Annotated in this window: 21 protein-coding genes; 16 read left to right on the forward strand and 5 right to left on the reverse strand. The window is 24.9% G+C overall.

Annotated features, from left to right (window positions below; translation table 4 throughout):
* Positions 1-93 precede the first annotated feature (93 nt).
* The 5 genes from QEG99_RS00530 to QEG99_RS00550 are packed head-to-tail and all read left to right on the forward strand — an operon-like array spanning position 94 to position 6,942.
* Complete coding sequence (locus QEG99_RS00530; protein WP_280102064.1) at positions 94-2,328, forward strand: P68 family surface lipoprotein; 2,235 nt, start codon at positions 94-96, stop codon at positions 2,326-2,328.
* Positions 2,329-2,343: 15 nt separating this feature from the next.
* Positions 2,344-3,147 (forward strand): thermonuclease family protein, encoded by an 804-nt coding sequence (locus QEG99_RS00535; RefSeq protein WP_280102065.1) that lies wholly within the window; start codon positions 2,344-2,346, stop codon positions 3,145-3,147.
* A 3-nt stretch (positions 3,148-3,150) separates the two neighbouring features.
* Positions 3,151-5,001, forward strand: coding sequence for an ABC transporter ATP-binding protein (locus tag QEG99_RS00540; protein WP_280102066.1), 1,851 nt, complete (start codon positions 3,151-3,153; stop codon positions 4,999-5,001).
* Entirely contained in the window at positions 5,001-6,020 is a 1,020-nt protein-coding gene (locus tag QEG99_RS00545) for a carbohydrate ABC transporter permease (RefSeq protein WP_280102067.1), read from the forward strand. Before QEG99_RS00540 ends, QEG99_RS00545 begins: the two co-directional genes overlap by 1 nt.
* A complete protein-coding gene (locus QEG99_RS00550) occupies positions 5,980-6,942 on the forward strand; it encodes a carbohydrate ABC transporter permease (protein WP_280102068.1) in 963 nt (320 codons plus the stop codon). The genes QEG99_RS00545 and QEG99_RS00550 overlap by 41 nt, the downstream gene beginning before the upstream one ends.
* Here QEG99_RS00550 and QEG99_RS00555 read toward each other — a convergent pair.
* On the reverse strand, positions 6,932-7,099 hold the full coding sequence (locus tag QEG99_RS00555) for a hypothetical protein (RefSeq protein ID WP_280102069.1): 168 nt from the start codon (positions 7,097-7,099) through the stop codon (positions 6,932-6,934). The genes QEG99_RS00550 and QEG99_RS00555 overlap by 11 nt on opposite strands.
* Before the next feature lie 206 nt (positions 7,100-7,305).
* Here QEG99_RS00555 and QEG99_RS00560 point away from each other — a divergent pair, with 206 nt between their 5' ends.
* Entirely contained in the window at positions 7,306-7,983 is a 678-nt protein-coding gene (locus tag QEG99_RS00560) for a GntR family transcriptional regulator (RefSeq protein WP_280102070.1), read from the forward strand.
* Between the two features lie 106 nt (positions 7,984-8,089).
* Here the strand turns inward: QEG99_RS00560 and QEG99_RS00565 are convergent, their stop codons facing one another.
* Positions 8,090-9,454: a M17 family metallopeptidase gene (locus tag QEG99_RS00565; protein WP_280102071.1), complete on the reverse strand. Its 1,365-nt coding sequence runs from the start codon at positions 9,452-9,454 to the stop codon at positions 8,090-8,092.
* 190 nt (positions 9,455-9,644) lie between these two features.
* On the opposite strand from QEG99_RS00565, the gene QEG99_RS00570 reads away from it, so the two are divergent.
* On the forward strand, positions 9,645-10,121 hold the full coding sequence (locus QEG99_RS00570; protein ID WP_280102072.1) for a hypothetical protein: 477 nt from the start codon (positions 9,645-9,647) through the stop codon (positions 10,119-10,121).
* A 114-nt stretch (positions 10,122-10,235) separates the two neighbouring features.
* Here QEG99_RS00570 and metK read toward each other — a convergent pair whose 3' ends face one another.
* Positions 10,236-11,369 carry a methionine adenosyltransferase gene (gene metK, locus QEG99_RS00575; protein ID WP_280102073.1) on the reverse strand — a complete coding sequence of 378 codons (1,134 nt, stop codon included), beginning with the start codon at positions 11,367-11,369 and terminating at the stop codon, positions 10,236-10,238.
* 209 nt (positions 11,370-11,578) lie between these two features.
* Here metK and QEG99_RS00580 point away from each other — a divergent pair, with 209 nt between their 5' ends.
* A complete protein-coding gene (locus tag QEG99_RS00580; RefSeq protein WP_280102074.1) occupies positions 11,579-12,223 on the forward strand; it encodes a TdeIII family type II restriction endonuclease in 645 nt (214 codons plus the stop codon).
* Here QEG99_RS00580 and QEG99_RS00585 read toward each other — a convergent pair.
* On the reverse strand, positions 12,220-13,281 hold the full coding sequence (locus tag QEG99_RS00585; protein ID WP_280102075.1) for a site-specific DNA-methyltransferase: 1,062 nt from the start codon (positions 13,279-13,281) through the stop codon (positions 12,220-12,222). The genes QEG99_RS00580 and QEG99_RS00585 overlap by 4 nt on opposite strands.
* A 157-nt stretch (positions 13,282-13,438) precedes the next feature.
* On the reverse strand, positions 13,439-13,657 hold the full coding sequence (rpmE, locus tag QEG99_RS00590; protein WP_280102076.1) for a 50S ribosomal protein L31: 219 nt from the start codon (positions 13,655-13,657) through the stop codon (positions 13,439-13,441).
* A gap of 100 nt (positions 13,658-13,757) precedes the next feature.
* Here rpmE and QEG99_RS00595 point away from each other — a divergent pair, with 100 nt between their 5' ends.
* The 8 genes from QEG99_RS00595 (at position 13,758) to QEG99_RS00630 (ending at position 24,861) form a co-directional block, all read left to right on the forward strand.
* Positions 13,758-14,945, forward strand: a complete 1,188-nt coding sequence (locus QEG99_RS00595) for a formate/nitrite transporter family protein (protein WP_280102077.1) — start codon at positions 13,758-13,760, stop codon at positions 14,943-14,945.
* Positions 14,946-15,103: 158 nt separating this feature from the next.
* Positions 15,104-16,066 (forward strand): substrate-specific component FolT of folate ECF transporter, encoded by a 963-nt coding sequence (locus QEG99_RS00600; protein WP_280102078.1) that lies wholly within the window; start codon positions 15,104-15,106, stop codon positions 16,064-16,066.
* An 8-nt stretch (positions 16,067-16,074) separates the two neighbouring features.
* Complete coding sequence (locus QEG99_RS00605) at positions 16,075-18,315, forward strand: hypothetical protein (RefSeq protein WP_280102079.1); 2,241 nt, start codon at positions 16,075-16,077, stop codon at positions 18,313-18,315.
* Entirely contained in the window at positions 18,315-20,795 is a 2,481-nt protein-coding gene (locus tag QEG99_RS00610) for a valine--tRNA ligase (RefSeq protein WP_280102080.1), read from the forward strand. Before QEG99_RS00605 ends, QEG99_RS00610 begins: the two co-directional genes overlap by 1 nt.
* Entirely contained in the window at positions 20,796-21,629 is an 834-nt protein-coding gene (locus QEG99_RS00615) for a bifunctional 5,10-methylenetetrahydrofolate dehydrogenase/5,10-methenyltetrahydrofolate cyclohydrolase (protein WP_280102081.1), read from the forward strand.
* 144 nt (positions 21,630-21,773) lie between these two features.
* Positions 21,774-22,535 carry a hypothetical protein gene (locus QEG99_RS00620; protein ID WP_280102082.1) on the forward strand — a complete coding sequence of 254 codons (762 nt, stop codon included), beginning with the start codon at positions 21,774-21,776 and terminating at the stop codon, positions 22,533-22,535.
* A 276-nt stretch (positions 22,536-22,811) separates the two neighbouring features.
* The gene (locus QEG99_RS00625; RefSeq protein ID WP_280102083.1) at positions 22,812-24,662 is read left to right on the forward strand and encodes a S8 family serine peptidase; all 1,851 of its coding nucleotides are present in this window, start codon (positions 22,812-22,814) and stop codon (positions 24,660-24,662) included.
* Entirely contained in the window at positions 24,655-24,861 is a 207-nt protein-coding gene (locus tag QEG99_RS00630) for a hypothetical protein (RefSeq protein WP_280102084.1), read from the forward strand. The genes QEG99_RS00625 and QEG99_RS00630 overlap by 8 nt, the downstream gene beginning before the upstream one ends.
* The last annotated feature ends 2 nt before the right edge of the window (positions 24,862-24,863 follow it).

Genomic DNA, 24,863 nt, shown 5'->3' on the forward strand with positions numbered 1-24,863 from the left:
AATGTAAAATATTTTAGTAATAAAATGAAAGTAAATTTAACTATTTTTATATTTAAGTTTGCTTTTTTATAAAATGTAATGTAAAGGAAATTTATGACAAAAAAAACATTTTTAAAATTAACAGGACTAGCAACTGTAGGGGCATCGCTTGCTACATTCATTTCCTGTGGAGAAACAAGGTTTGACCAAGCCGATGATGGTAAAATTAAAATTGCTTCTACTTTCGGTAGTACAAGTGTGCAAAAAGCCGCACTTGATGCCGTAATTGAAGCATGAAACAACAAACAAGAAGTAAAAGATAAAAAAGAAGGATATTTACCAATTGAAGTAGCTCAATTAAATGGTGGATACGAAGAATTAGAAAGTCAATTAAATACAAAATTACCTGCAAAATCAAAAGATGATTTATATAACTTAACATTAAATTATCCAAATGTAGTTGCAACATTATTAAAATACAATATGCATTTAGATTTAGCTGGTGAAACCGAGGCGCAAAAAGCGGTTGGAGTATTGGAAAAAGCGAAGGAAATATTTTCAGATCAATTTTTAGCTACTAACTATCAAATTGCCGGTTTACAAAGCACAGAAAATGGAAGAGATCCAAAAAGTTCATTATGATTAATTCCATCTAATAAATCTTCACAAGCTATAACAGTTAATATGCCAGTTTTTGCTTATATTATCAAAAAAGCAACTGAGGATTCTGCAAATAAAGCTACAATAAAATCTTCAGATCAAGAGTTTTTCAATAATATTAAAACAAAAGGTGCAGCTGATGAAGTTTCAGTAAAAGAAATTTGAGGAGAATATCAATCAGTAAGTAAAGAAAATGGCGGATTAGCTGGTTTTGAATTTTCAAAAGAATCATTTGAAAGTTATGATGGTCTATTTGATTTAGCTTCAAGAATTAAAAAAGCATTTCCAAAAGCTGATGAAGATGGAAAACCAATTAATAAAAAAGCCGATTATGTACTAGGTATTGATACAATTTCGAATGTTCTATATAAAAATGCATTATCTGATGTTGATGGAGACTATGACAAATTTATTTTCGGTTTAACTGACGACAAAACTTCAGTGAACTATAATGATGTTAGAAAAAAAGGAACAGAACAAAACAAAATCTTTGAGAAAAATTTTGATAAAATTGCTAAATTATTAAATGAAAAAGCACTATTTATTAAATCGTCAGCAGATTATTCGTCGAATATGTTAAAAGCACATAGACTTGCTTTTGCAATTAGTTCAACAGCTGGATACAATCATAATTTTTATACCGATAAAGATAATTCATATAGCTGAATTTTTACATCAGTTGACGAAAAAGGAAAATTAACAGAAAAAACAATTGATGCAAAATATGGTTATGAATTAATAGTTCCAACTGAAGAAGACAAGGCTAAAGGGGCGATTGCTTATATCAAAAAAGTAGGTACAAAATATAAAAATACATTATTTTTCGGACCTGAAGGTAAAAAGAACTTTAAACCTGAAGGTAAAGAAAAAGATAATGACTACAAATATAATGAAGAAGCAGATGAAAAAACAAAATCAGAAGTTGAAAAATTAACACAAGGAAAAAATGCAAATACAGTTGTTGGATATTATTCAACTGATGGTGGATTAAAATCTGATCAAATAGGTGAAAAATTCAAGAGTTGAATTATTCCAGCTGGTAAAAAAGGCGGATATGATGTATACCTTATAGATGCTAAATGATTTAAAGGCGATTATACTTCAACTCCGCTAACTCAAGTATCTGATAGTGGATTTAGAAAATACCAAGCTCCCGCTACAGAAAAATTGCAAGAAAATGAATTATTATCTCTTAGAGATGCATTTATTTCTGAAAAAGATGATAAACAAAATATCGTTTTATCACAAGGTCCATCATTGATACCAATGCACGCAAATGAAAAAGAAGATTTAGCTACAATAAACTTTGTTAAATGATATATTTCAGAAAAATTAGATTGAAAAATCGGAGACAAAACATACACACAATTAACACCTTTAGAAGCTTTTGCTGCTCATGGAAGTTATATCGCACCTACTAAACACATTTTATCTCAAAACACACCTTCTGACTACAATGATTTTAACAAAATAGCATTTGAATCATTTAAATTAGTTTCAGATCCTGCAACAGCTGAAAAACATACTATCTACGAAGATCCTACAGATTCAAGATCGCAAACATTTAGAAAATCAATCGATGCAGCTTTTGGAGCATATATGAATAGAGCTGAAGACAGAGAAACACCTGAAACATTTGATCAATTTATAAGAGAATTAAATATTACATTAGGTAATAGTTTTAAATAATTAGTCATAAAAATAATGAAAAAGAATTTATTATGAAAAACAACCCTTATGGTTGTTTTTCCTATGTTTGGAACATTTTCAGTTGTTTCTTGTCAAAAGGAAGATGAAAAATACTTAAAAGAAAGCGATCAACTTCCTTCATATGAGGGCATAATTAAACACATTGATGCGACAATTATAAGTTGAGCAGACGGTGATACTGTTACAATTGACGCAGGAACAGGGCAATTAGTGGAAGGGCGCCAAAGAATTAGACTTGTAGGTATTGACACACCGGAAAAAGGACTTAATAAAGATGGAGTATATGTTGAATCTGAAGGCGAAGAAAAACTTATGGCAGAGCAAGCAACTAATTTCGCCAAAGAATTACTTCCTGCAGGAACTAAAGTTAAATTTGTGTTTTCAGGCAGAAGACCTGCACAATCATACGAAAGAATAGTTGGATGAATTTTTTATGAAGATCCTCAAGATAGTGGAAAATGAAAAAATTATTCAGCAGAAATTATAAGACAAGGTCTAACAGCGCCCAATTTAGCTGATTGAAAAGAAAAAATGTCAGATATTTCTCAAGTAGAATATTATGAAGCGATAAAATTATGAAACGCCTTCTATGAAGCGTGAAATAATAATAGAGGAATGTATAAAAATGCGAAAAACCAACAAGAATTGATAAGTCAATTCGAGAAATATTATGGAGAAAGAGGAGTTCCTTCTCATCTTGGTTTTTACAAAGAAACAGAAGATAATATTTTAGAAAAACAAAAATTTATTATTGATTTAATAGAAGAAGAGAAAAAATCCCAAGGAGAAAATAAATAAAGTATGAGTACGAATGCAGAACTAGCAATTCAAGAGAGACAAGCTTTAATTGAAGAAATTAAAAGCAAAGCGGATGAAAGATATAGATCTAAAAAATTTGAAACAGCTATAGAAATTAAAGATTTAGTTATTGACTATGGTGAAACATTAGCGGTTGATAATGCTAATATTACAATTAAAAAAGGTGAACTAGTTACATTACTAGGACCTTCTGGTTGTGGTAAAACAACAACATTAAATGCAATTGCTGGTTTATTAACACCAACTAGTGGTCAAATTCTTTTTGAAGGAGTTGATGTAACTAAAGCTACCCCACAAGATAGAAAAATAGGATTAGTTTTTCAAAATTATGCCTTATATCCACATTTAAATGTTTATGACAATATTGCTTTTCCGTTAACTAACGATAAAGTTTGAAAAACAAAAATGATGGAAAAATCGCTTTATGCAAAACATCAAGCAAATTCATTGGTTTTTGCTCAAAACGGTGCTTCAAAAGAGGAATTGAAAGAATATGATAATTATATTTTCAATTACTTTGATGTTTATAAACAAGTTAATTTAAATATTACTAATTTAAAATCTAATTTATATAAAAAATTAAATGAATTAAAAGCAAAATTAGATTTAATTCCTTTATATAAACAAACAGAAATAAAAAGAGAAAGTCATGTTGGACTTAAAAATTTAAAAGATCGAAGATTAGAAAAAAAACAATATAAAAAAGAACTTGCAAAACTTAAAAAATTAGAATCATCAGAGAAAGTTGAACAACTAAAAGAAAAATATACAAATCTTTTACAGGAAACCAAAAACAAAAAAGCTCAAATCCATAGTCAATATAAAGAAAATCTTTTAATCATTAAAGATAAATATATAAAACAAAAAGATTTTCTTAAAAACTTAATTAAAGAAGAAAAATTAAGTATTAAAAATTCTGAAGAGTTTAATGAGTTAAAAATTAACAAACAAAACTTTAAAAAATTGTATAAATTTACAAAAATGCAATATCGTAATTTTGAAAAAGAATTAATTGCAAAATATTCTCTAAAATTAGATAATTTAGATGAAAAACAATTAGAGGAACACAAAAAATTACTATCAGAAAATATTTCAATTAAAAAAGCAATTGAAAAATATGTAGTTAATGTTGCTCAAAGAGTTGAAATTACTAAAAACTTACATAAAAAACCTACTAAATTATCCGGAGGGCAACAACAAAGGGTTGCAATTGCTAGAGGTATTGTTAGAGAACCTAAAATTTTATTAATGGATGAACCATTATCGAATTTAGATGCAAAATTAAGAGTTCAAACAAGACAATGAATTAGAGGTATTCAAAAAGAGTTAGGAATTACAACTGTTTTTGTTACCCACGACCAAGAAGAGGCGATGTCGATTTCTGATAAAATCGTATGTATGTCATTTGGTAAAATTCAACAAATTGGTTCACCAATTGAACTTTATAATAAACCAGCAAATGAATTTGTCGCTAAATTTTTAGGAATTCCAGAAATGACAATTTTTACTGCTAAAGTAGAAAATAATGAAATTTCAGTAAATGATATTCATTTAAAATCGCTTGATAATTCTGAACTAACAGAAATTAGAGTTGGAATTAGAGGTGAACATTTACATGAAACTGAAGAAGGAAAATTCGTTTCAAAAATTAAATCAATTGAGTATTTGGGTAAAGAAATATTTGCAAAAGTAGAAGTTGAAAATATTGGAGTATTTAACATTTTCTTAAGAAATAAATTGTCTTATGAAATAGGTGAAGAAGTTAGATTTAATATTCCAGAAAACAAAATTCATTTATTTGATGTTCAAACTAAAGAAAGATTGGAACTATAATGAATGTTTTAGATAAAATAAGAGAATATTTCATTAAAAAGAAATTAAAAGATGAAAAATATGAATTAGGAATTTTAGATAAAAAAACAAATTATTGAAAACCAATGTTATTATTAATACCTTCAATATTTATTGTTTTATTATTTACATTTTTCCCACTTATTTATGCATCTATAACATCTTTTACTTACTTACCTAACCCAAACAATGCTTCAATAAGAGAAGCAGGTTGAAAAAACTTTGAATTAGTTTTAAAAGATGAATTATTTGCAGTTGGAGTAAGAAATTCATTAATATATGGATTTTTAGCTTTACCAATTACTTTAACTATTTCAATAATAATTTCCACAGCAATTTCTACACTTTATAAAAAGTGAGCAAGAGGATTTTGACAAACAATCTTCTTCCTTCCATATATTACAAGTGCTGTTGCTGTTTCAATTGCATTCGCTTATATGTTTGATAATGGAGTGGGAATTGTTAATAGATCATTAGGCATCAATACAAAATGATTAAAATCGGGGGTTTATGATTCTTATTTACCTTTAGTTGTTCTTTTAATTAATGGTGTTTGAAAAGGACTTGCTTTCCAGATTTTAATGATCACTACTGCGATGCTTGGGGTTGATAAAACTCTATATAAAGCAGCTTCAATTGATGGAGCATCAAAAACCAAACAATTTTTTAGAATTACATTACCATCAATTACTAAAACATTAAACTTTTTAGTTACTATGGGTATATTAGGGGGAATTAAAGTCTTTCCTCTTGCATTATTCAACAACAATCCAACAGAAGCGAAAGTAAATGGTGGTATGACAATAATGTTAATGATATATGACTTTATTAAACAAGGGGCATCTGGTCTTGCTGGAGCAACAACTATATATCTATTTTTATTAGGGGTTGCAATGTCGGTAATTTTAAAAAGAGGAATAAAATTTGTTATTATAATTATAAATAAGATAGGAGAAAAAAATGTTTTGAATACGATTAAAAATACAAAACTCATTCTCTAAGTTCAAATTTAATAAAAGAGTAGAGAAAATTTCTTCTGAAGTAAAACAAACAAATATTATTAAAATAATTTTTGCAACTCTTTTAAAATTAATTACTTTATTTTTCTTTGGAACAATTATTATGTTCCCATTTTACATCATGGTCATTTTCGCTTTATCAACTAAAGAAGCAACACACAGTCCAACTGAGTTAAACTTATTTCCTAACCCAGTTGATTGATCCAATTTCCATGAGGCATTTAAAGAGGGATATTGAGAAGCGCTAGGATGAACCGCATTAACAACATTCATTTCGGTGGTTATTAAATTATTTTTCTCATCAACATTCGGTTATGCCTTTTCGATGAAAAAATGAAGACATAAAAATTTAGCTTGAGTTATCTTTTTATCCATTTTAATACTTCCAGAAATGGCATTATTAATTGGTCAATATAGAATAATTAATATTTTACAATGAACTTCATCACCGATTTATATAGCATTTGCGTTGATTATGCCATTTGCCGTTTCGGTATTTAATGGGTTTATGTATAGAAATGCATTTGAATCCATTCCAGATAGAATCAAAGAAGCTTCAATGGTTGACGGCTGTTCAGGGGTTAATTACTTTTTTAGAGTTGCTCTTCCAATGGTTTCTTCAACCACTTGAACAGTTGGAATTTTAACAGCATTTGCTGCTTGAAATTCATATTTATGACCAACATTATTATTAAGTGGTGGAAATTCATCTGTAGAAGTAATTAATATTTGATTATTTGAAGTGGGTAGAAACCCAATTGAAGATGATCCTATTAAGGTTCTACAAAATGTTAAAATGGCTGGAACAATCTTGGCTATTTTACCAATGTTTATTATTTATTTTGGATTTAGAAAAAGAATTATGAATTCCATTTCAAGAAATGGTTCAACAATTAAGGGATAATAATGAAAAAGTTTTTAGCAAAATTAAGAGAAAAATTTACCTTTGGTACCGCATTTGTTTTAGGAATAATTGCTGTGCTTTTAGGATTATTATTTTCAGGTCTTTCCATTTGGGGAGTTATTAAAGTTTTAGAATCCATTTTTACTGTAAATTTCATATAAAAATATTAATAATAAACAAAAATAAGTGAAATGAATATCTTTTAGCGATATTCATTTTTTATTTATTTAAATAAATATTTTATAAAAATAAAAATACATAACTTTATATTAAAAAATAGTTTTATAAAGGAATTTTTATTTAATTTATTAAACAAAAAACATTTTAACAATAGAAAAACTATTTTTTTAATATAATTAAATTATGAAAGATAAAAAAAGAATATTACGTACTAAAAAAATGAAAATAATACATTATCTTTTAAAAGTCATTGCAAGTGGTGAATATAAAAAAAATCAGATAATGCCATCAGAACATTTTTTAATGCAAAAATTCGATGTTTCAAGAATTACTGCAATCAATGCATATCAACAACTAGAGGGGATGAATGCGATTTATACTATTGATAAACTAGGAAGATATGTTTCAGAAAATTTTAGCGGATTAGCAAAATCTTATTCTTCTTTAATTGATTATAAATATTCTACAATGGAAAAAATTGATATTAATGACGAAATTAAATGAATGAAAGATTATGGGGTTATTTTCGGAGATAAAATCAATTATTATAAAAAACAATATTATAATGATAAAAATGAAGTTATAATGGTAGCTGACCATTATGTTTCTGAAGAATATGAAATTCCATTATTAGAAAATGAAACATTTTCAATTTGAGAATATTTACTTAAAAAAACAGATGCTATAAAGAAAATTGCATATAAATTAACAAATGAAAAAATTGAAAATCCATGAAATTTAGAATTTGTACCAATCGTTTATGCTTGATCATATAATGAATTAGGTAAAAAAATTGCAAGTCGGTATGTTGTTCATCCTTCCTATTTTGTTTTCTCGCATGAAGAAAAAAATGTTTATTAATTCATTATAAAAAATATATGTCACTAAGATGGCATATATTTTTTATAACTAAAATAGATTAAATAAAAAATGAACCTATTATTATTTAGATTCATTTAACTTGAAATTATTTTTTGTTTAAGGCTAATTGAACTAATGTTTTGACCATTACACCCATTGGTTTGTCACTTATTTCAGCAGTTCCTGCTATATCTAAATGAGCAAATTCAGCATTTTCAGCAAATTCTTTTAAAAACATAGCTGCAGAAATAGAACCACCATTACCGGTAAAATCTGTATTTTTTAAATCAGCTACAACTGATTTTTTAATAAATTTAGCAAAATCATCATGTAGTGGTAATCTTCATACTAATTCATCAGTTTCTTTCGCTGCTACTTCAATTTCTTTTCATAAATTATCCGAAGTAGAAAAAGCTCCTGTGTATGTTTGACCTAAAGCAACTAAAATTGCACCAGTTAATGTTGCGACGGTAATTACTCTTGTTGCATTTAGATTTCTAATTGCATATGTCATTCCATCTGCCAATACTAATCTTCCTTCAGCATCGGTGTTGTTAATTTCTACTGTTTTTCCATTCATTGATTTTCAAACAGCATCAGGTAAATTTGCATCACCATTTACTCTATTATCGGTAATTGCTAAAACGGCACCAACATTTGCTTTAGGATTTAATTGTGAAATAGCTTTTAGTGCTGATGCAACAATTGCCGCACCAGACATGTCAAATTTCATTCCCACCATATATCTTCCGGTTTTGATGTTGTATCCACCAGAATCAAAAGTTATTCCTTTTCCAACAAATACAGTTTTTTCTTTTGAATTTGGATTTCCAATGTATTCAATTGAAACTAATCTAGGTTCATACATCGATCCTTTATTTACAGAAAGTAATAATCCCATATTTAGTTTTTCAATTTCTTTTTTGGTTAAAACATTAACTTTTAAATTACTATCTTTTCCCACTTCTTTTTTTACTTCTTCAGCTAATCATTCTGAATTACATACATTCGGCGGAGTTACTTGTAAATTTCTAGCAAAATTAACTGCATCAGCTAATACTTTAACTTTTTTAATTTCAGAATCTAATTCTTTTAAATTGTTATAAACTACAAATAAATTATTTTCTTCTTCTTTTTTGTCTGTTTTTACATTATATAATTTTGCATTTTTAAATTCATATTTTTCAACTAATTTATTTACAAAAAATGTTGCAGTAATATCATTAACTAAAAAAGAGGATAAATTCAATTCATAAGTTCTTGATAAAGATATTAATACATCAATTAAGGAGTTTAAACTTTCTTTTTTAAATTTATCTTTTTCCCCTAAATAAATTACCGCTTTTTTATTATTTAAAAATTCAGTAATATAAAAATTTTTTTCAACTGTATATTCAGGTAAATTATCGCCTTTAAATACAGCTTCTAAAATTATATTTTCATTTAAATGTTTTTCTAAAAAATTTAACATATATTTTTTCCTTTCAATATTAATATTATAAATCTTTTTAAATAATTAAATATAATTTTTGTAAAATAATTTAGTTTCCTTTTTTAGTATTTAATGGTCATTTTTTTAGGAAAAATCGCCTGTTTTTCCTAAATTTTTCCATTTTTTAATGAAAACAGCAAAAAACCGACATATATATGTGGAGGTTTATATGAATAATAATAAAAATTTAGTTTCATTAAAAAAAGCAACAAAAATAATTAAGCAATATGAAAAACATCAATGTAAAATCGATTTTAAAGATGAAAAAAAGTGTAGAATTATAATGGAAGGAGAAAAATTGAAAATGCAAGAAACTAACGAGAAAAAAATCACACTTAAATCTTTATATAATTTAGTTCTTAATATGCAAAATGTGCTTTTGGATGTGCAAAAACAAACTAATGAAAATTCTGCGGATATCAAAGAGATAAAAGTCGTTCTAGCAGAGCACAGTAGAATTTTGCAAAAGCATAGTAATGACATCGAGGAAATTAAAGCAGTTCAAGCACAACACAGTCAAGATATTAAAGAAATTAAGGTTGTTTTAACAGAACACAACCAGGATATTAAGGAAATTAAAGAAGATATTAAAATGTTAAAATCTTTCCACGAAGATGATATTAAAAAATATAAAGAAAAAAAGTAATTTAAAATTGATGTATTAATTTTTATAAAAAAACTTCTTTTATAATAAAGTAAAAAAATGACTGATAATTTTATGTCAGTCATTTTTTTATTAAATTTCATAAAAAGTTTAAACTTATTTATTTATCAATCTTTTTATTTCTTCAACTTTATTTAATTTTTCTCATGGTAAGTCCAAATCACTTCTTCCAAAATGACCATATACTGAAGTTTGTTGATAAATTGGTTTTTTCAAATTCAGATTATCAATAATTCCTTTAGGACTTAAATCAAAAATTTTGTTAATTATTTCCAGTATTTTATCTTCCGGAACTTTTGCAGTATTAAAACTATTTACAAAAACTGAAATGGGTTTTGCAATTCCGATAGCATAAGAAAGTTGAATTTCTATTTTATCAGCTAAATTAGCGGCAACAATATTTTTAGCAACTCATCTCGCTGCATAAGCAGCACTTCTATCAACTTTAGTATAATCTTTCCCGCTAAAAGCACCACCACCATGATGAGCACTACCGCCGTATGTATCTACAATAATTTTTCTTCCTGTTAAACCGGTATCACCAACAGGTCCTCCGATTGTAAATTGACCTGTTGGGTTGATTAAAATTTTATAGTCATTATTTAAATTATATTTGTCAGAAACAAAATTCATTATTTCTTTTTTAATAAAAGATTTAAATTTTTTTTCATCATAATTAAAACTATGTTGAACAGACATTAAAATTGTATCGATTTTTGGATTATTTTTATTACTATAATCTATCGTTACTTGGCTTTTCATATCACTTTTTGCTCATTTAAATTTCCCGCTTATTCTTAATTGCTCTGCTCTTTTTACTAATTGATGAGCTAAAGTTATTGGTAGTGGCATAAACTCTGGTGTCTCATTTGTAGCATAGCCGAACATAATTCCTTGATCGCCCGCACCAATTTGTCCGTTTTGTTGATCAACACCTTGATTAATATCAGGGCTTTGTTTATTGACATTAGAAACAATTGTAAAATCATTTTCTGTATAACCTAAAATTTTAACTATTTTTCATGCAACTTTAACTACATCAACATACGATTTTGTAGTAATTTCACCACCAATAATAATTAGTCTATTAGAAGCCATAACCTCGCAAGCAACTCTGGCATCTGGATCTTTTTTTAAAATAGCATCAAGTACAGCATCACTAATTTGATCACATATTTTATCTGGATGACCTTTTCCGACGCTTTCGCTAGTAAATAAAATTTTATGCATCTTTCTCCTTTTTTATTTATTTTAAAATGCATAAATAAAAATAATACATGTTGAATATTTATTAATATTCCTTGATAACCACCTTATATATTAAAATACAGGTTGGCACACTTCATAGTTTCTCAACTCAGTGTTTCTCTATGCATTTTACTAGGTAAATGATATCATAAAAAGAAATAATTTTTAAAATTTTAAAATATAATTGTTTTATGACACTTGAAAAAATCAAAAAAATATTTGAAAAAAATTTTTCAAATATAGGCGAAAGAATTTTTTATACAATTAAAAAAAGCGAAGTAAAAAATTCTATTTATACAATCCCGATTGAAAATGAAATAAAATTTTATGGTTCAATAGTTCAAATAGCAAATATTAAATATGGTAATTTTTTTGAGCAAGTAATAAAGGAATTTTTAAAAGAAAATAATTTTAATTTGCTTAATGAAAATAACGAATATAAAAATATTGATCTTCTTTTTTCTTTAAATAACGATTTATATATTGCTGAAGTAAAGGTTAGAGATAATCATGATAGTACCAAAAGAATTGGACAAATTTCTAATTTGCTATCCAAAAGTAAAAAAATAAAGTCCAAATTTTCATCTTATAAAATCCATAGTTTAATTTATTTTATTGATGAAACGGAAAGAAAAAATTATTCTTTTTATATAAATGAATATGATAAATATAAAGAAAATTTTAATTCGTTTAATGTATTTTACGGAGATGAATTATTTAAACATTTAAATATAATTGATAATTGATTAAATACAAAGAAAAATATTAAAATTTTAAATGACGAGTTAAAAAATAATAAGTGAATAATGGAAATAATAAAAAAATACAAAGATTAATTTTTATCTCTGTATTTTTTCCTTATTTCTGATATTTTTTGATTATTTATTTTTATAACTTCTCATGCATTAGTAGGTTTATTAAAAATTTTTTTGCATAAAGCATTGGGGCTATATTTTTCATTTAAATAAGTAATTGTTCCATCAATATTAAATTTTAATTTTAAATTTTGAATATAAATATTTTCTTCAACATTTATTAAATTGGCATCTATTAAATCTTTAAAAGTGACTTTTTCTTGTTTTTTGTCAAAAGATGCAAATTTTACATTATCATCTTCCATATTTTCTTCAACATTTTTTAGTCTTTCAATTGAGGCATTATAATATCTTTCAAACAACTCAACACCCAAATAATTTCTTCCTCATTTTTTAGCAGCATGAGCTGTTGTGGCTGTTCCTATAAATGGATCAAAAACTAAATCATTATATTTACTAGATGCTAAAATAATTCTTTCTAATAATTGTAGTGGTTTTTGGGTGCTATGAATTTTTTTGCCATTTTCATCTTTTAATCTTTCTTTTCCTGAGCAAATAGCAAAATTTCAAATTGACTTCATTTGTTTGCCTTTATTTAAAAATTTCATTGTTTTATAATTAAATGTAAATGAAGAATTTTTATTTTTTACCACTCATAAAAGTGTTTCATGATCATTAACAAACCTTGTTCCCCCAAAATTAGGAACGGGGTTAGTTTTTTCTCAAATAATTTCACCAATTATTCAAGCATTTAAATTTTGTAAAATATTACCAATTATATGAATGTTTTGATAAGAACCGATAATTCAAAATGATCCATTTTTTTTCAAAATCCTTAAGCATTCTTTAATTCATTTTAAACTTTCTTCTTTATAATGCTCTAAAGAATTAAATTTATCTCACTCATCATTTACTCCTTCAAATTTTAAGCCGTTAGGTCTTAATAATTCTTTTTGCAAGTTCATATTATATGGAGGATCGGCAAAAATTAAATCAATACATTCATCAGGAAGTGATTTCATAAAATTTATGTTATCATCTAAAATAATTTGATTAATTGGAATTTTATTTTCTTTCATATTTATTTATTTTACTATATTTTAGTTAAAATTTAGGAACGAAAATGTAAATAAAAGGCAAAATTTAGATTTTAAAAATTGAAATAAAAAATAATTCCCAAATATTAAAGGAATTATTTTTTATTTATTGATCAATGTTTTACTAATTTTACTATATTTATTTTTTAGCATTTTTAGCAAAAGAAGCCATTCTGTTAAATCTTTCAATTCTTCCTGTTGCTCTTGCTTTAGATCTATCACCAGTGAAAAATGAATGACAACCTGAACAAACGTCAACTGAAACTTTTGATACTGTTGAACCGAAAGTAAATTCAGTTGAGCAAGTAGAACAAACAGCTTTTACAGTTTGGTAACTTGGATGAATATCTTTTTTCATTATTTTCCTTTCACATAGAATAAAAATTCTATATTTTTAACTTTTATATATATAATACCACATTTTGTATTATAATAAATAAAATATAAACGGAGAAAAAATGCAGGATTATAAGAGTAATTTTTCTAATGCTATTGATTATGGATACCAGAAAACAAAATTAGTCTGGTGAAAACATCTATTAATGGGAATGATGGCATCTATTTATGTTGGGATTGGATATATTGGATATATTTATGTTTTAGGTTGATTTGGTGCGGATCAAGTAGAAACAAATGGGCATTTTTATCTCGCTGGAAATGCTTTATTTTTAGCTGCTATGGTGTTCCCTGTAGGGATAATTATGATAACCATCTTAGGTGGTTCATTATTTACATCCGATTCGCTACAAAGTTTAGCTGTTATGACCAAAAAGGCTCGAGCTACTAAAGTTTTAAGAAATTTATTTTGAGTTTTAGTAGGTAATTTTTTAGGGGGATTATTTGTTGCAATTTTATTAAAATTGTCACACGCTTTTAAAGACGATCAATTAAGAGTTTTGGAATTTATAATTTCAAAAAAAATATCTTATACATGAACTGAAGTTTTTGCATCGGCGCTTTTATGTAATATTTTAGTTGCCGGAACAGTTTGAGCTTGTTTGGCAACAAATTCAACATCAGGAAAAATATTAATTATGTTTTTCTTTATTTGAGTTTTTGCAATTGCAGGATTTCAGCATGTTGTAGCAAATGGAATTTTATTTGCTTTCGGTTGATTATTTCAAAATACTGAATATACAACATTTGCTAATGATGCGGATTTTCAAGAATGGATACATGAAGGGTTAATTTCAGCAGAAAGAGTGGCTGAAATGAAGGCAGAAAATCCAGTAAATAATAATAGTTATTATGAATTTACAACTACATTAAATGAAATGATTGAAATTAATTCAAGACACAAACTTCCTGAATATTCATCGCTAAATTGAACAGGAAAAGCACTTTTACCCAATTTATTATCAGCAATGGTTGGAAATTGATTTTCAGGTGCTATCTTTCTACCTGTTGTTTATTGAGCTCTTATTAAATTTAAACCTAAAAAATACGGAACTATTGATCCGCAAGTTATTGTTGAAAATGAAATTAAACAAGTTCTGGAAAACCAAGAAGTTAAAGATATAGACGAAGCCAAGGAAATAGCATTTTCTAATTTAAGTCAAATTAGGAAAAAAGAAATTAAAAAGAATTTTGAAAAGCCTACTTTATTAGATAAAATAAAAAAATTCTTTTCAAAAAATAAAAAATAAATATATTAAATTAAAAATAGACTTGCTAATTGTGAGTCTATTTTTAATTTAATATATAAGTTAATTAACTAGGTTTTAATTTTAAACTTTTATTATTTATAATAAATTTTTAACTTTTTTTATTGAATTTAAAAGAATAATGTAAAATTTAATTAATTATGAAAAGGTGAAATAGTAGAACTATAGCATTTGTTGCTGTTTTTATGTCAATATCTACAATAATGCTTTTATTAGGCATTAGGCTTTTTCCTTTAGCAATTTTGCCAAATATTAGGTTTTCCATTATTGGTTTACCGATAAAAATAACTGGATTTATATTTGGACCAATTGTTGGATTTTTAACAGGATTTTTATCGGATTTAATCAGTTTACAATTTGCACCTTCTACTTATTCAGTTTATTATACAATTTCATTAGCAATAACCGGAATAATTCCCGGAATGGTTTCATGGCTATTTTTTGACATTATTAAAAAAAGATTTAATGAGGAGTATTTACAAAAAAAATATGAAGAAAAAGTTAATTTTAACTTAACTAAACTAACAGCTTTAAATTTAAAATTAACTACATTGTCAATTTCTGATTCTAATGAAAAAGTTAAAATTAGTCAAAAAATTCAAAAAATAAGTAAAAAAATTAATAGATTAAATAAAAAAAGTCTTGAAACAAGACTTTATAATTTGATGTTATTATCTTGTTGAATTTTATTAATTTTAATAATGACTATTATAATAAGCATTATTTATGCAGCTCCTGATTCTGCATTTGAAAATTCTAAGTTTATTAAAAATAAAACATCATTTTTGATATTAATGCTTTCAGGAACTAGTTCAATGTTAATATTTATTACAATCGCTAGATTTTTAAAATTTTTCAAATCTAAAGATCGTTTTTCTACTATGGTTCCTATTATTGTTTTTTCGGCAATTTTAGAACCTATTAGTAGTTCTATTTTATCTTTAGGCGATGTTCAATCAGGAACTTTTCCAACTTTTGAAATCGCTTTAATTTCACATTTTATTGTTTCTCCTGTTAAAATTTGAGTAAATTTATTTGTTATTTATTTAACAAGTTTAATAATTATTCCAATAGTTAAAAATAAAACTAAAAACAGTTATTAAGGTGATTTATGGAAAAAGAAATGAATATTTTATCTTTAATTGATGTTTCGTTTAAAGATAAATTAAGAAATGTAAATTTAGAAATAAAAAGAGGTGAAAGTATAATTATTTTTTCTTCCGATTCATCTCTGCCTTATTCATTTAGGGATTTATTAGTTTTTAAAAATAAAAAATATTCAGGAGTAATTAAAATCGGAAACTCTTTTTTAAAAAGAAAGAGTTCTGATTTTTTTGTAAATGAAAAAGTTTTATCCATATTTTCTGACAATAGAAAAAATCATTATTTTGATAAACCGCTTTTTGAAGTAATGAAATATTCTTTAGAAACAAATGAACATAATTTCAAACTCATTCAAGATTTTCGTAAAGATTGAAAAGAGATAAGTGAAGAATATGAATTTTATATTAAAGAAAATGAAGAAAAATTCACTTCTTCATTATTTTTAAAACAAATTAAAATTTATGATGAATTTTTAAATTCTATTGATGAGAAAGAAATTTTTACACAAAAGGGCAAAAAAATTGATTTTCAAATTTTAAATAACTATTTGGATAAAAGAATAGCAATGCTTAATAAAAGTTTAAGTACCATTTCATATTATGAGGTTAAAAAATATAATTCTTATTTGGATTTTCAAAGAAAATATAGAAATCATGAAGGAAAATTACAAAATTTAAAAACCGATTATAAAAAAGTGGAAAAAGAAGTGTTTAATTTTGCCAACACATCAGAATTTAACATTGAAAATGATAAAAAAGGTAAAATACTTTTTGATATTAATGCGGAAATAAAAAAGGAATTAGATTTTTTAAAATATGGCAATTTTTCTAATGGATTTTATAAGTTATTAATAAAGGCATTGAAATTAAAAATCATTCGTTCTAGAAAAGAATTGAAATTAGCAAGAAAAACTAAAAAAATTGATGATATCAATAAAGCTAAAATCAATTATTGAGTTAAAACAGAAACTTATAAATTGTTTAAAAAAAATCGTAAACATTTTAAATATATAGATGACAAAAATTTAAAAGGTTTATATAAAACAATTCAAGATTTTGAAATTAGTTATTATAATGAAGTTTTTTTCGATTTTAAAAGAGGTAAAAAGATTCATTGAAATGAATCTTTAAAAAAGATTGATTCATCAAAAGAAAAAAGATATTCTTTAAGAAGAATTAAAGAGATGAATCAGATGAAAATTGAAGAAACAAAAGAAAAAATTAATAATTTATATCGAGAATTAGAAAAAAATAAAAAAATAAAAGTTTTAGGTTCAAAAGAAATTGATAAATCTGCAAAAAATATTAAAGAAAACGATTTATTAGAAAAAAAAGCGGATTATTTTTGGGAAATTAATCAAAGCAACAGCAGTTTAACTGACAGTATTACAATTAATGTTCAAAATAATAAAAAATTAGAACAACAAATAATAAAAAGAGTTCTTCAATCAATGAAAATTGATCGCCATTTATTTTCACTATTGCAAAAAAATAAGCAAAAACTTAATAAAATTCCCGCAGAAATAAAGAAAAAAATAGAGGAAGTAAAAAATTTAGATTTTCACGCATTTGAAATTTATCACCCTCTTTCTTTTGTTTATACTAAAGATTTTGATGAAAATTCTTTAATTCAAAAAGTTATTATTAAAAACGAACTTTTTGCATTTTTAGAATCAATTAATATGAATAGTGATAAATTATGAATTCCGTATTCCCAACTTTCTTTAAAAGATAGAATAAAAATTGATATTGCTAAATTAAAATTATATAGTCCTGATGTTGTTATAGTCGATCTAAGAAGAACAATTTTCGATCATTCTTATATAGATGAAATGATTAAATATAAAGATGAAAAAACAACTTTATTAATTTTTAGTGATAAATATTTTAAAAGTTCTGTAAATAATTATATTTTCATCGAAAAGGGAAAAATAATTGAACAAGCATTAAATAATAGAAATTTAATTTTCGAAACAGAGTATGCTAAAAAATTTATGGAAGATAAAAAATTTCATTTGGAAATTTTGGAAAAAATAAGTTTAATGGACTATGAAGAAATTTATAACTCCCGCAAAAGTTATAAAATTAATAATTCACTAGTTTATACATCTGAAAACGATGTTGCAATGTTAAAATTAATTGATGAAAGTAAAGAAAATCAAGATGAATTTGTTTTAGAAAAAAATGATGTTTTAGATATTGAAGATACTGTTATAATAGATTTAAGCTCAAAAAGTAAGGAGAAATAATGAAATCCATTTATAGTCACATAGAAATTGAGAAAAATAGAAATGATAAATGAATAAAAAAAGGTTTTTTTTCTACTCACGATAATCGTAAAAAACCTTTTACAATTGTTTTACCACCGCCAAATGTTACTGGAAAACTTCATTTAGGTCATGCATGAGATGGATTTATCCAAGATGTTGTTATTCGTTATAAAAAACTAAAAGGTTATGATGTATTATTTTTACCAGCTGTTGATCATGCTGGAATTGCCACCCAAATTAAAGTAGAAGAGAGATTAAATAAACAAAATATTTCACGTTATGATTTGGGAAGAGAAAAATTTTTAAATCAAGTTTGAAATTGAAAAGACGAATATTATCAAGTTATCAAAAAGCAATGAAATACTTTAGGTCTAGCTTTAGATTATTCCAACGAAAGATTTACTTTAGATAAAGAGGCAAATGAAGCAGTTTTAAAAGTTTTTATAGATTTTTACAATAAGGGTTTGATTTACAAAGACTTTAAGGCGATAAATTGAGATCCAAAACAAAGAACTGCTCTATCAAATATTGAAGTTATTAATAAACCCACTATTCAAAAAATGTATTACATTAAATATTTTATTGAAAATAGTGATAAATTTTTAACAGTTGCAACTACCAGAATCGAAACGATTGCTTCTGATGTTGCTTTAGCTGTTAATCCTGAGGATAAAAGATATAAAAATATTGTGGGTAAATATGTAATTCATCCATTTACTAAAAAAAGAATTCCAATTATTAGTGATGATTATATTGATAAAAAATTTGGAAGCGGAGTAATGAAAGTTTCAGCACATGCTACTGCAGATATTGATATTATCAAAAAGCATAATTTAAAAATCAATGAATGTATAAATTTAGATGGAAAAATGAATTCACTCGCTTTAGAATTTGAAAATTTAGATCGCTTTGAAGCAAGAGAATTAATGTATAAAAAACTTTTAAAAGAAAATTTTATCGTTAAAGTTGAACAAATAACTTCAAATGTTGGTTATTCAGAAAGAAGTGGTGAAGTTGTTGAAATAATGATGTCAAATCAATGGTTTGTTAAAATGGAAACACTGGCAAAAAAAGTTTTAGATCATCTTAAAACAAAAGACGGTATAAAATTTTTACCTTCTAGATTTGTTAACATTATTAAAAAATGAATGGAAAATGTTTATGATTGAACCATTTCTAGACAGTTGTGATGAGGCCATAGAATTCCCGCTTGATATAAAGATGGGCAAATGAAAGTTCAAATTGATAGTCCAGGAGAAAATTGAGTACAAGATGAAGATGTATTAGACACATGATTTTCTTCCGGATTAGCTCCTTTTGCATTTTTAGGTTGACCGCAAAGTGAAGAAAAACTGAGAAAATATTTTCCAACTTCACTTTTAGTAACTGGTTGAGATATTATTTTCTTTTGAGTTGCTAGAATGTATTTTTTCAGTTTAGAAAATTTAAATAAAAAACCATTTGATCAAGTTTTACTTCACGGTCTAATAAGAGACAAAGATGGTAAAAAAATGTCTAAATCATTAGGTAACGGAATTGATCCGATGGAAGTTATAGAAAAATACGGTTCTGATGTTTTAAGAGAGGCGCTTATTTTTAATTCAACACCGGGACAGGATATTAGATTTAGCGAAGAAAAATTAGATGCTGCTTGATCAATTAATAATAAATTATGAAATATTGTTAAATATATTAATGATTTAAATGATGATAATAACCTTTTATCAGATAAAGATAAGTGAATTTGAAATAAATTATATGAATTAAATAAAAATATCGATAAATATATGAAAAAATATGATTTTACTTTAATTTATAAAGAAATTCATAAATTTATATATGAACATTTATCCTCTTGATACATTGAGTTTACAAAAACTCAGCCAAATAAGAAAAATGCTCTGGAATTGCTTGAAAAACTTTTTGTAATTTTACATCCTTTTATGCCATTTTTAACAGATTATTTATATGAAAAAATGTTTAATAAAGAATTATTGGATAATGATGAAATAAAAATTAAAAAATTTAAAAACATTTCTCATGTTGATGATTTAATTGAAATTGTTACAAATTTAAGACAATATCGAGAAAAGCACAATATTTCGAAAAAAGAAATTATCGAATATTGAATCAAGGATTTTGATTTTGATTCAGATTTTATAAATAGTATTAATAAAATGTGTAATTCCAAAATAGTAAAAAATTCAGTTTCACTACTAAAAACTAATAAATTTGAAATTTATATTAATTTATCAAAAGATTATTTAGCAAAAGAAAAAGAAAGAATTTTAAAAGAAATTGATTTTATTAAATTTGAAATTAAAAGAGCTGAAAATATTTTAAATAATCCTAAATTTATGGAAAAAGCACCAAAAGAAAAAATTATTATTGAGCAAGAAAAATTAAAAAATTATCAAGAAAAACTAAAATTATATCAAGAAAAAATAGAAAGTAAGTAAATGAATAAACCTTTAATTTTAAGTGGAAAAGAAGCTTCGAGAGTTATTTTTGAAGATCTTAAAAAATTTTTCACTTCATTAAAAAAACAAGCAATTTTTAAAATTATCCAAGTTGGCGATAATCAAGCTTCAAATAAGTATGTAAAAAATAAATTAAAAAAAGCTCAAGAATTAAATGTTCATGGCATATTAATTAAATTAGATGAATTTATTTCAGAAGAAAAACTGAAAATGATTATTAAAAACGAAGCAGATACAAGCGATGGATTAATAGTTCAATTACCACTTCCTAAACACATTAATACTCAATCGGTTTTAAATTTTGTTCCGTTGCAAAAAGATATAGACGGACTTTCAGAAATAAATCAAAAAAATTTTTATCAAAATCAATTAGCATTTGCACCAGCAACTGCTAGAGGTATTATTATGCTTTTAAATTTTTATAATATTGATTTAAAAAATAAAAAAGCATATGTTATTGGTGAATCGAATTTAGTGGGAAAACCAACTAAATATCTTTTAAATAAACTAGGTTCTATAACAAAAAGTTTTAATAAAAAAACTGGTATATTAGGTTGTGAAGATGCTGATATTTTAATTGTTGCTGCTGGCGAAAAACATCTAGTAAAAGCTGAAAATGTAAAATTAAATTCAATTATAGTAGATGTGGGGATTAACACTTTATCAAATAATAAAATAACTGGTGATGTTGATTTTGAACAAGTTTCAAAAAAAGTTTTTGCCATTTCACCTGTTCCCGGCGGTGTTGGACCAATGACAATTATTGCACTCTTTTCTAATTTAAAAGATGCGATAAAAAACAATAAAAGTTAATTTTAAGTTATTTTACTTGTTAATTAGTTTATATTATTAAAAACAAAAAAATAAACAATTTTATAATGATGTTTATTTTTTTGTTTTTTTATTACAATTTTCTTTTATTTATTGAGTTATAATTAAAATATAAAGGAGATGTAAATGAAATTGAAAAAAATGATGATAACTTTGCCTTTAATTTCTTTATCTGCAATTTCGTTAGTTTCTTGTAATACGAGAGAAAAAAATGCTGAATTAAATGCAATTAAATTAAAAGAAAAAATGAATACAAATAATTTATTTGATTTGTTTAAAAAAGATGCTAAAAAAATCTTGTTTTCTGAAGTTTCTCTTCTGCCTTATGAATTAAACCGAGGTCAATTAAATGATTTTTACTTTCATCCACCTTATGATTTAATACGAGAATATATATATCACAAAACTTTTAGAAGTATTCCTTGAAACATAGAAGATAAAGACGAAATGACATTAAAAGAAATGGGAAATATAAATGAAAAAATGGATTATGATAGTTTAAGAAAAAGAGGTGTTTTTAGACAAGAAGATATAATTTTTATAAATTATCATATTATAAAACCAAATATTATAAAAAATGATAATAAACGTTATATGTTAATTAATCTTTATAGTGTTTTTGTAGCTAAAAAATGAGAAGAAACAGATAAAAACACGAAAGAAACGGAAGTATTTTACTCTTTTAAATCTCCTGACACTAAATATTGAATTAATAATCCAGAACTGAAAATTTCAAGATTTTTCCAAACTGAATGAGGAGGAGTAAAAATTGAAAATGGAAATGTAAAATATGATACATTAGATCCTAATATTCATTTTAATAACTCAAAAGATTCTAATATTTCCATAATGAATGTTGTTTATGATAAGGATATTGATAAAAAATAATTGAAATTAATCCTAATCATATAGAAAAATCAAAACACCCATTTGTTAAAGTTATAATGAAAAGTTATGCATTACCACTAGATGATGCTAGAAAAATATCAGATTTATTTCATTTATTGGGAAGGGAACCTAATTATGTGGCAAACGAATAACTTATTTAAAAAATAACATTAAAAACAAAAAAATAAGCATTTTAAAATGATGTTTATTTTTTTGTTTTTTATTACATTTTTCTTTTATTTATTGAGTTATAATTAAAATATAAAGGAGGTATAAATGAAATTGAAAAAAATATTTAAAAAAATAGCAATAACTTTGCCCTTAGTTGCTTTGCCTACTGTGGGAATTTCTTATTCTTATAACAACAATTCAACTAAAATTGTAAGAAATGTAGATAAATATAATTTTATACACAAAAAACTTTGAGATCATTTAAATATAAAAAATAATGAATTTATCTATGAACCCATTAAAATAGGAATAATAGACGGAGGGTTAGTTGATTCTAATTTCCTTAAATTTAATAATAATACAATATCGGAAATTGATCTAAAACAGAAATACTATTTAAAAAATAATCCTAATAGATTAAATAAAAATAATGTTATTTATAATCAGCAAGAAAACACTGAAATAAAAAAAACTTTCGAAGATGCATGAAAAGATAATAAACACGCAACAGAAATTGCCTCTATTATAGGTTCTGATTCTGGAATATTTAAAAATGCCGTTTTTTATTCTACAACTTATAATGAAAATGGAGACGAAAGTGATTTGGAAATTCTTAGAAGAAACTTGGAGTTTTTTAAAAACAACAATGTTAAATTTATAAATATGAGTTATGGTTTTGCTAATTTTGAAGAATGAACAAAGTTTTTTTATAAAGTATCTCACCAAATTTCTAACAAAAATATAAATTTTGAAGATTTAAAAAAATATAATGATAATTTAAAAAATGCAATTGAATTAAACTGGAAATTAGATTACGAAGAACAAGCTGCTCTTTTGGACGAATATGCTTATAAAGAAGATATGAAATTTTTTATTTCTGTAGGAAATTCAAAAATAGAGTTTCCTAAAATAAAAGAAATGAACAAAAAAATGATCTCAATTATTGAAAATTATTTTTTAGATAATAAAAGTATTAATTTTAATATTAAAGCAATTTTAAATTCGATACTAGAAAAATCAAAACTCATAACAAACGATGACAAACTATTTTTAAAACAAGCAAAAATAAAAAAATCTAAAAATACTTTTATTATCGGTGCTTACAATATGAATGATGGTAAAATTGAAAATTTTTCTGAAGGAAATATGCTAAATTGAAGAAATTCTCCACTAGGAGTAGCTCCAGATAAATTTAGCAAAGAAACTCTTTTATTAAATGATCAATATTTTTCTACAAAAACATCATTTGATGATCCTAGCATTTATAAATGGTCGGGCACTAGTTTTTCCGCCCCTGTTGTTTTAACATTATCAGCTCTTATTTCAAAGTTAAATAATAAAGAATATAAAGTAGCAGAACTAAAAGCGGCACTTTTAGCTAGTTTTAAATTATCTTCTGAAGAGGAAAAAAACGCTGATCAATATGGCTATGGAAAAATTTCTTGAGACAGACTAAAATTTTATATAAATAAAGTTCGAAAAATAGAAAAAAAAGATTTAGTAGACGGATATAAGTTTGATTCAGGATATATGAATAGAACAAAAAGAAAATATTTATTTGTATTTTCTAATTTAGCAGTTGTTCATGAATCATTGCCTCTTGAGAATCCAAATAGTATTTCTAAATATTTTATAAATGATGAAGAAGCAAAAAAATATATTAGTCCTTTTAATGTAATTTTAGAAAATTATACTGCTCTTTCATCTAAAAAAATGTATGAATTAACTCGGTTAACAGGGTATGGCGGAATTGAATGATCAACTCACTTAAAAATTTATGAAAATGCCACTAAAAAAATTGGTTCATACGAGCCGTCAATTCCGATGAAATATAAAATTCATTTCCAAAAGGAAAAAAAATATTCTTATTTTACTGAAAAAGTAATTGAAAAGGGGTTATACTACATTTTAGATACAAACGAAATAACACAAGAGGAATATATACCATATGAATAAAAAAATAAAAATGTTCACTATATGTTCTGCCTCTTTGCCAGTAATTTCGTTAGTTTCTTGTAATACAAGAGAAAAAAATGCTGAATTAAATGCAATTAAATTAAAAGAAAAAATGAATACAAATAATTTATTTGATTTGTTTAAAAAAGATGCTGAAAAATCTTGTTTTCTAAAGAATTTCTTCTCCCTTATGAATTAAAC

This window comes from Mesomycoplasma lagogenitalium, assembly GCF_029854295.1.
Taxonomy (GTDB): Bacteria; Bacillota_I; Bacilli_A; order Mycoplasmatales; family Metamycoplasmataceae; genus Mesomycoplasma_A; species Mesomycoplasma_A lagogenitalium.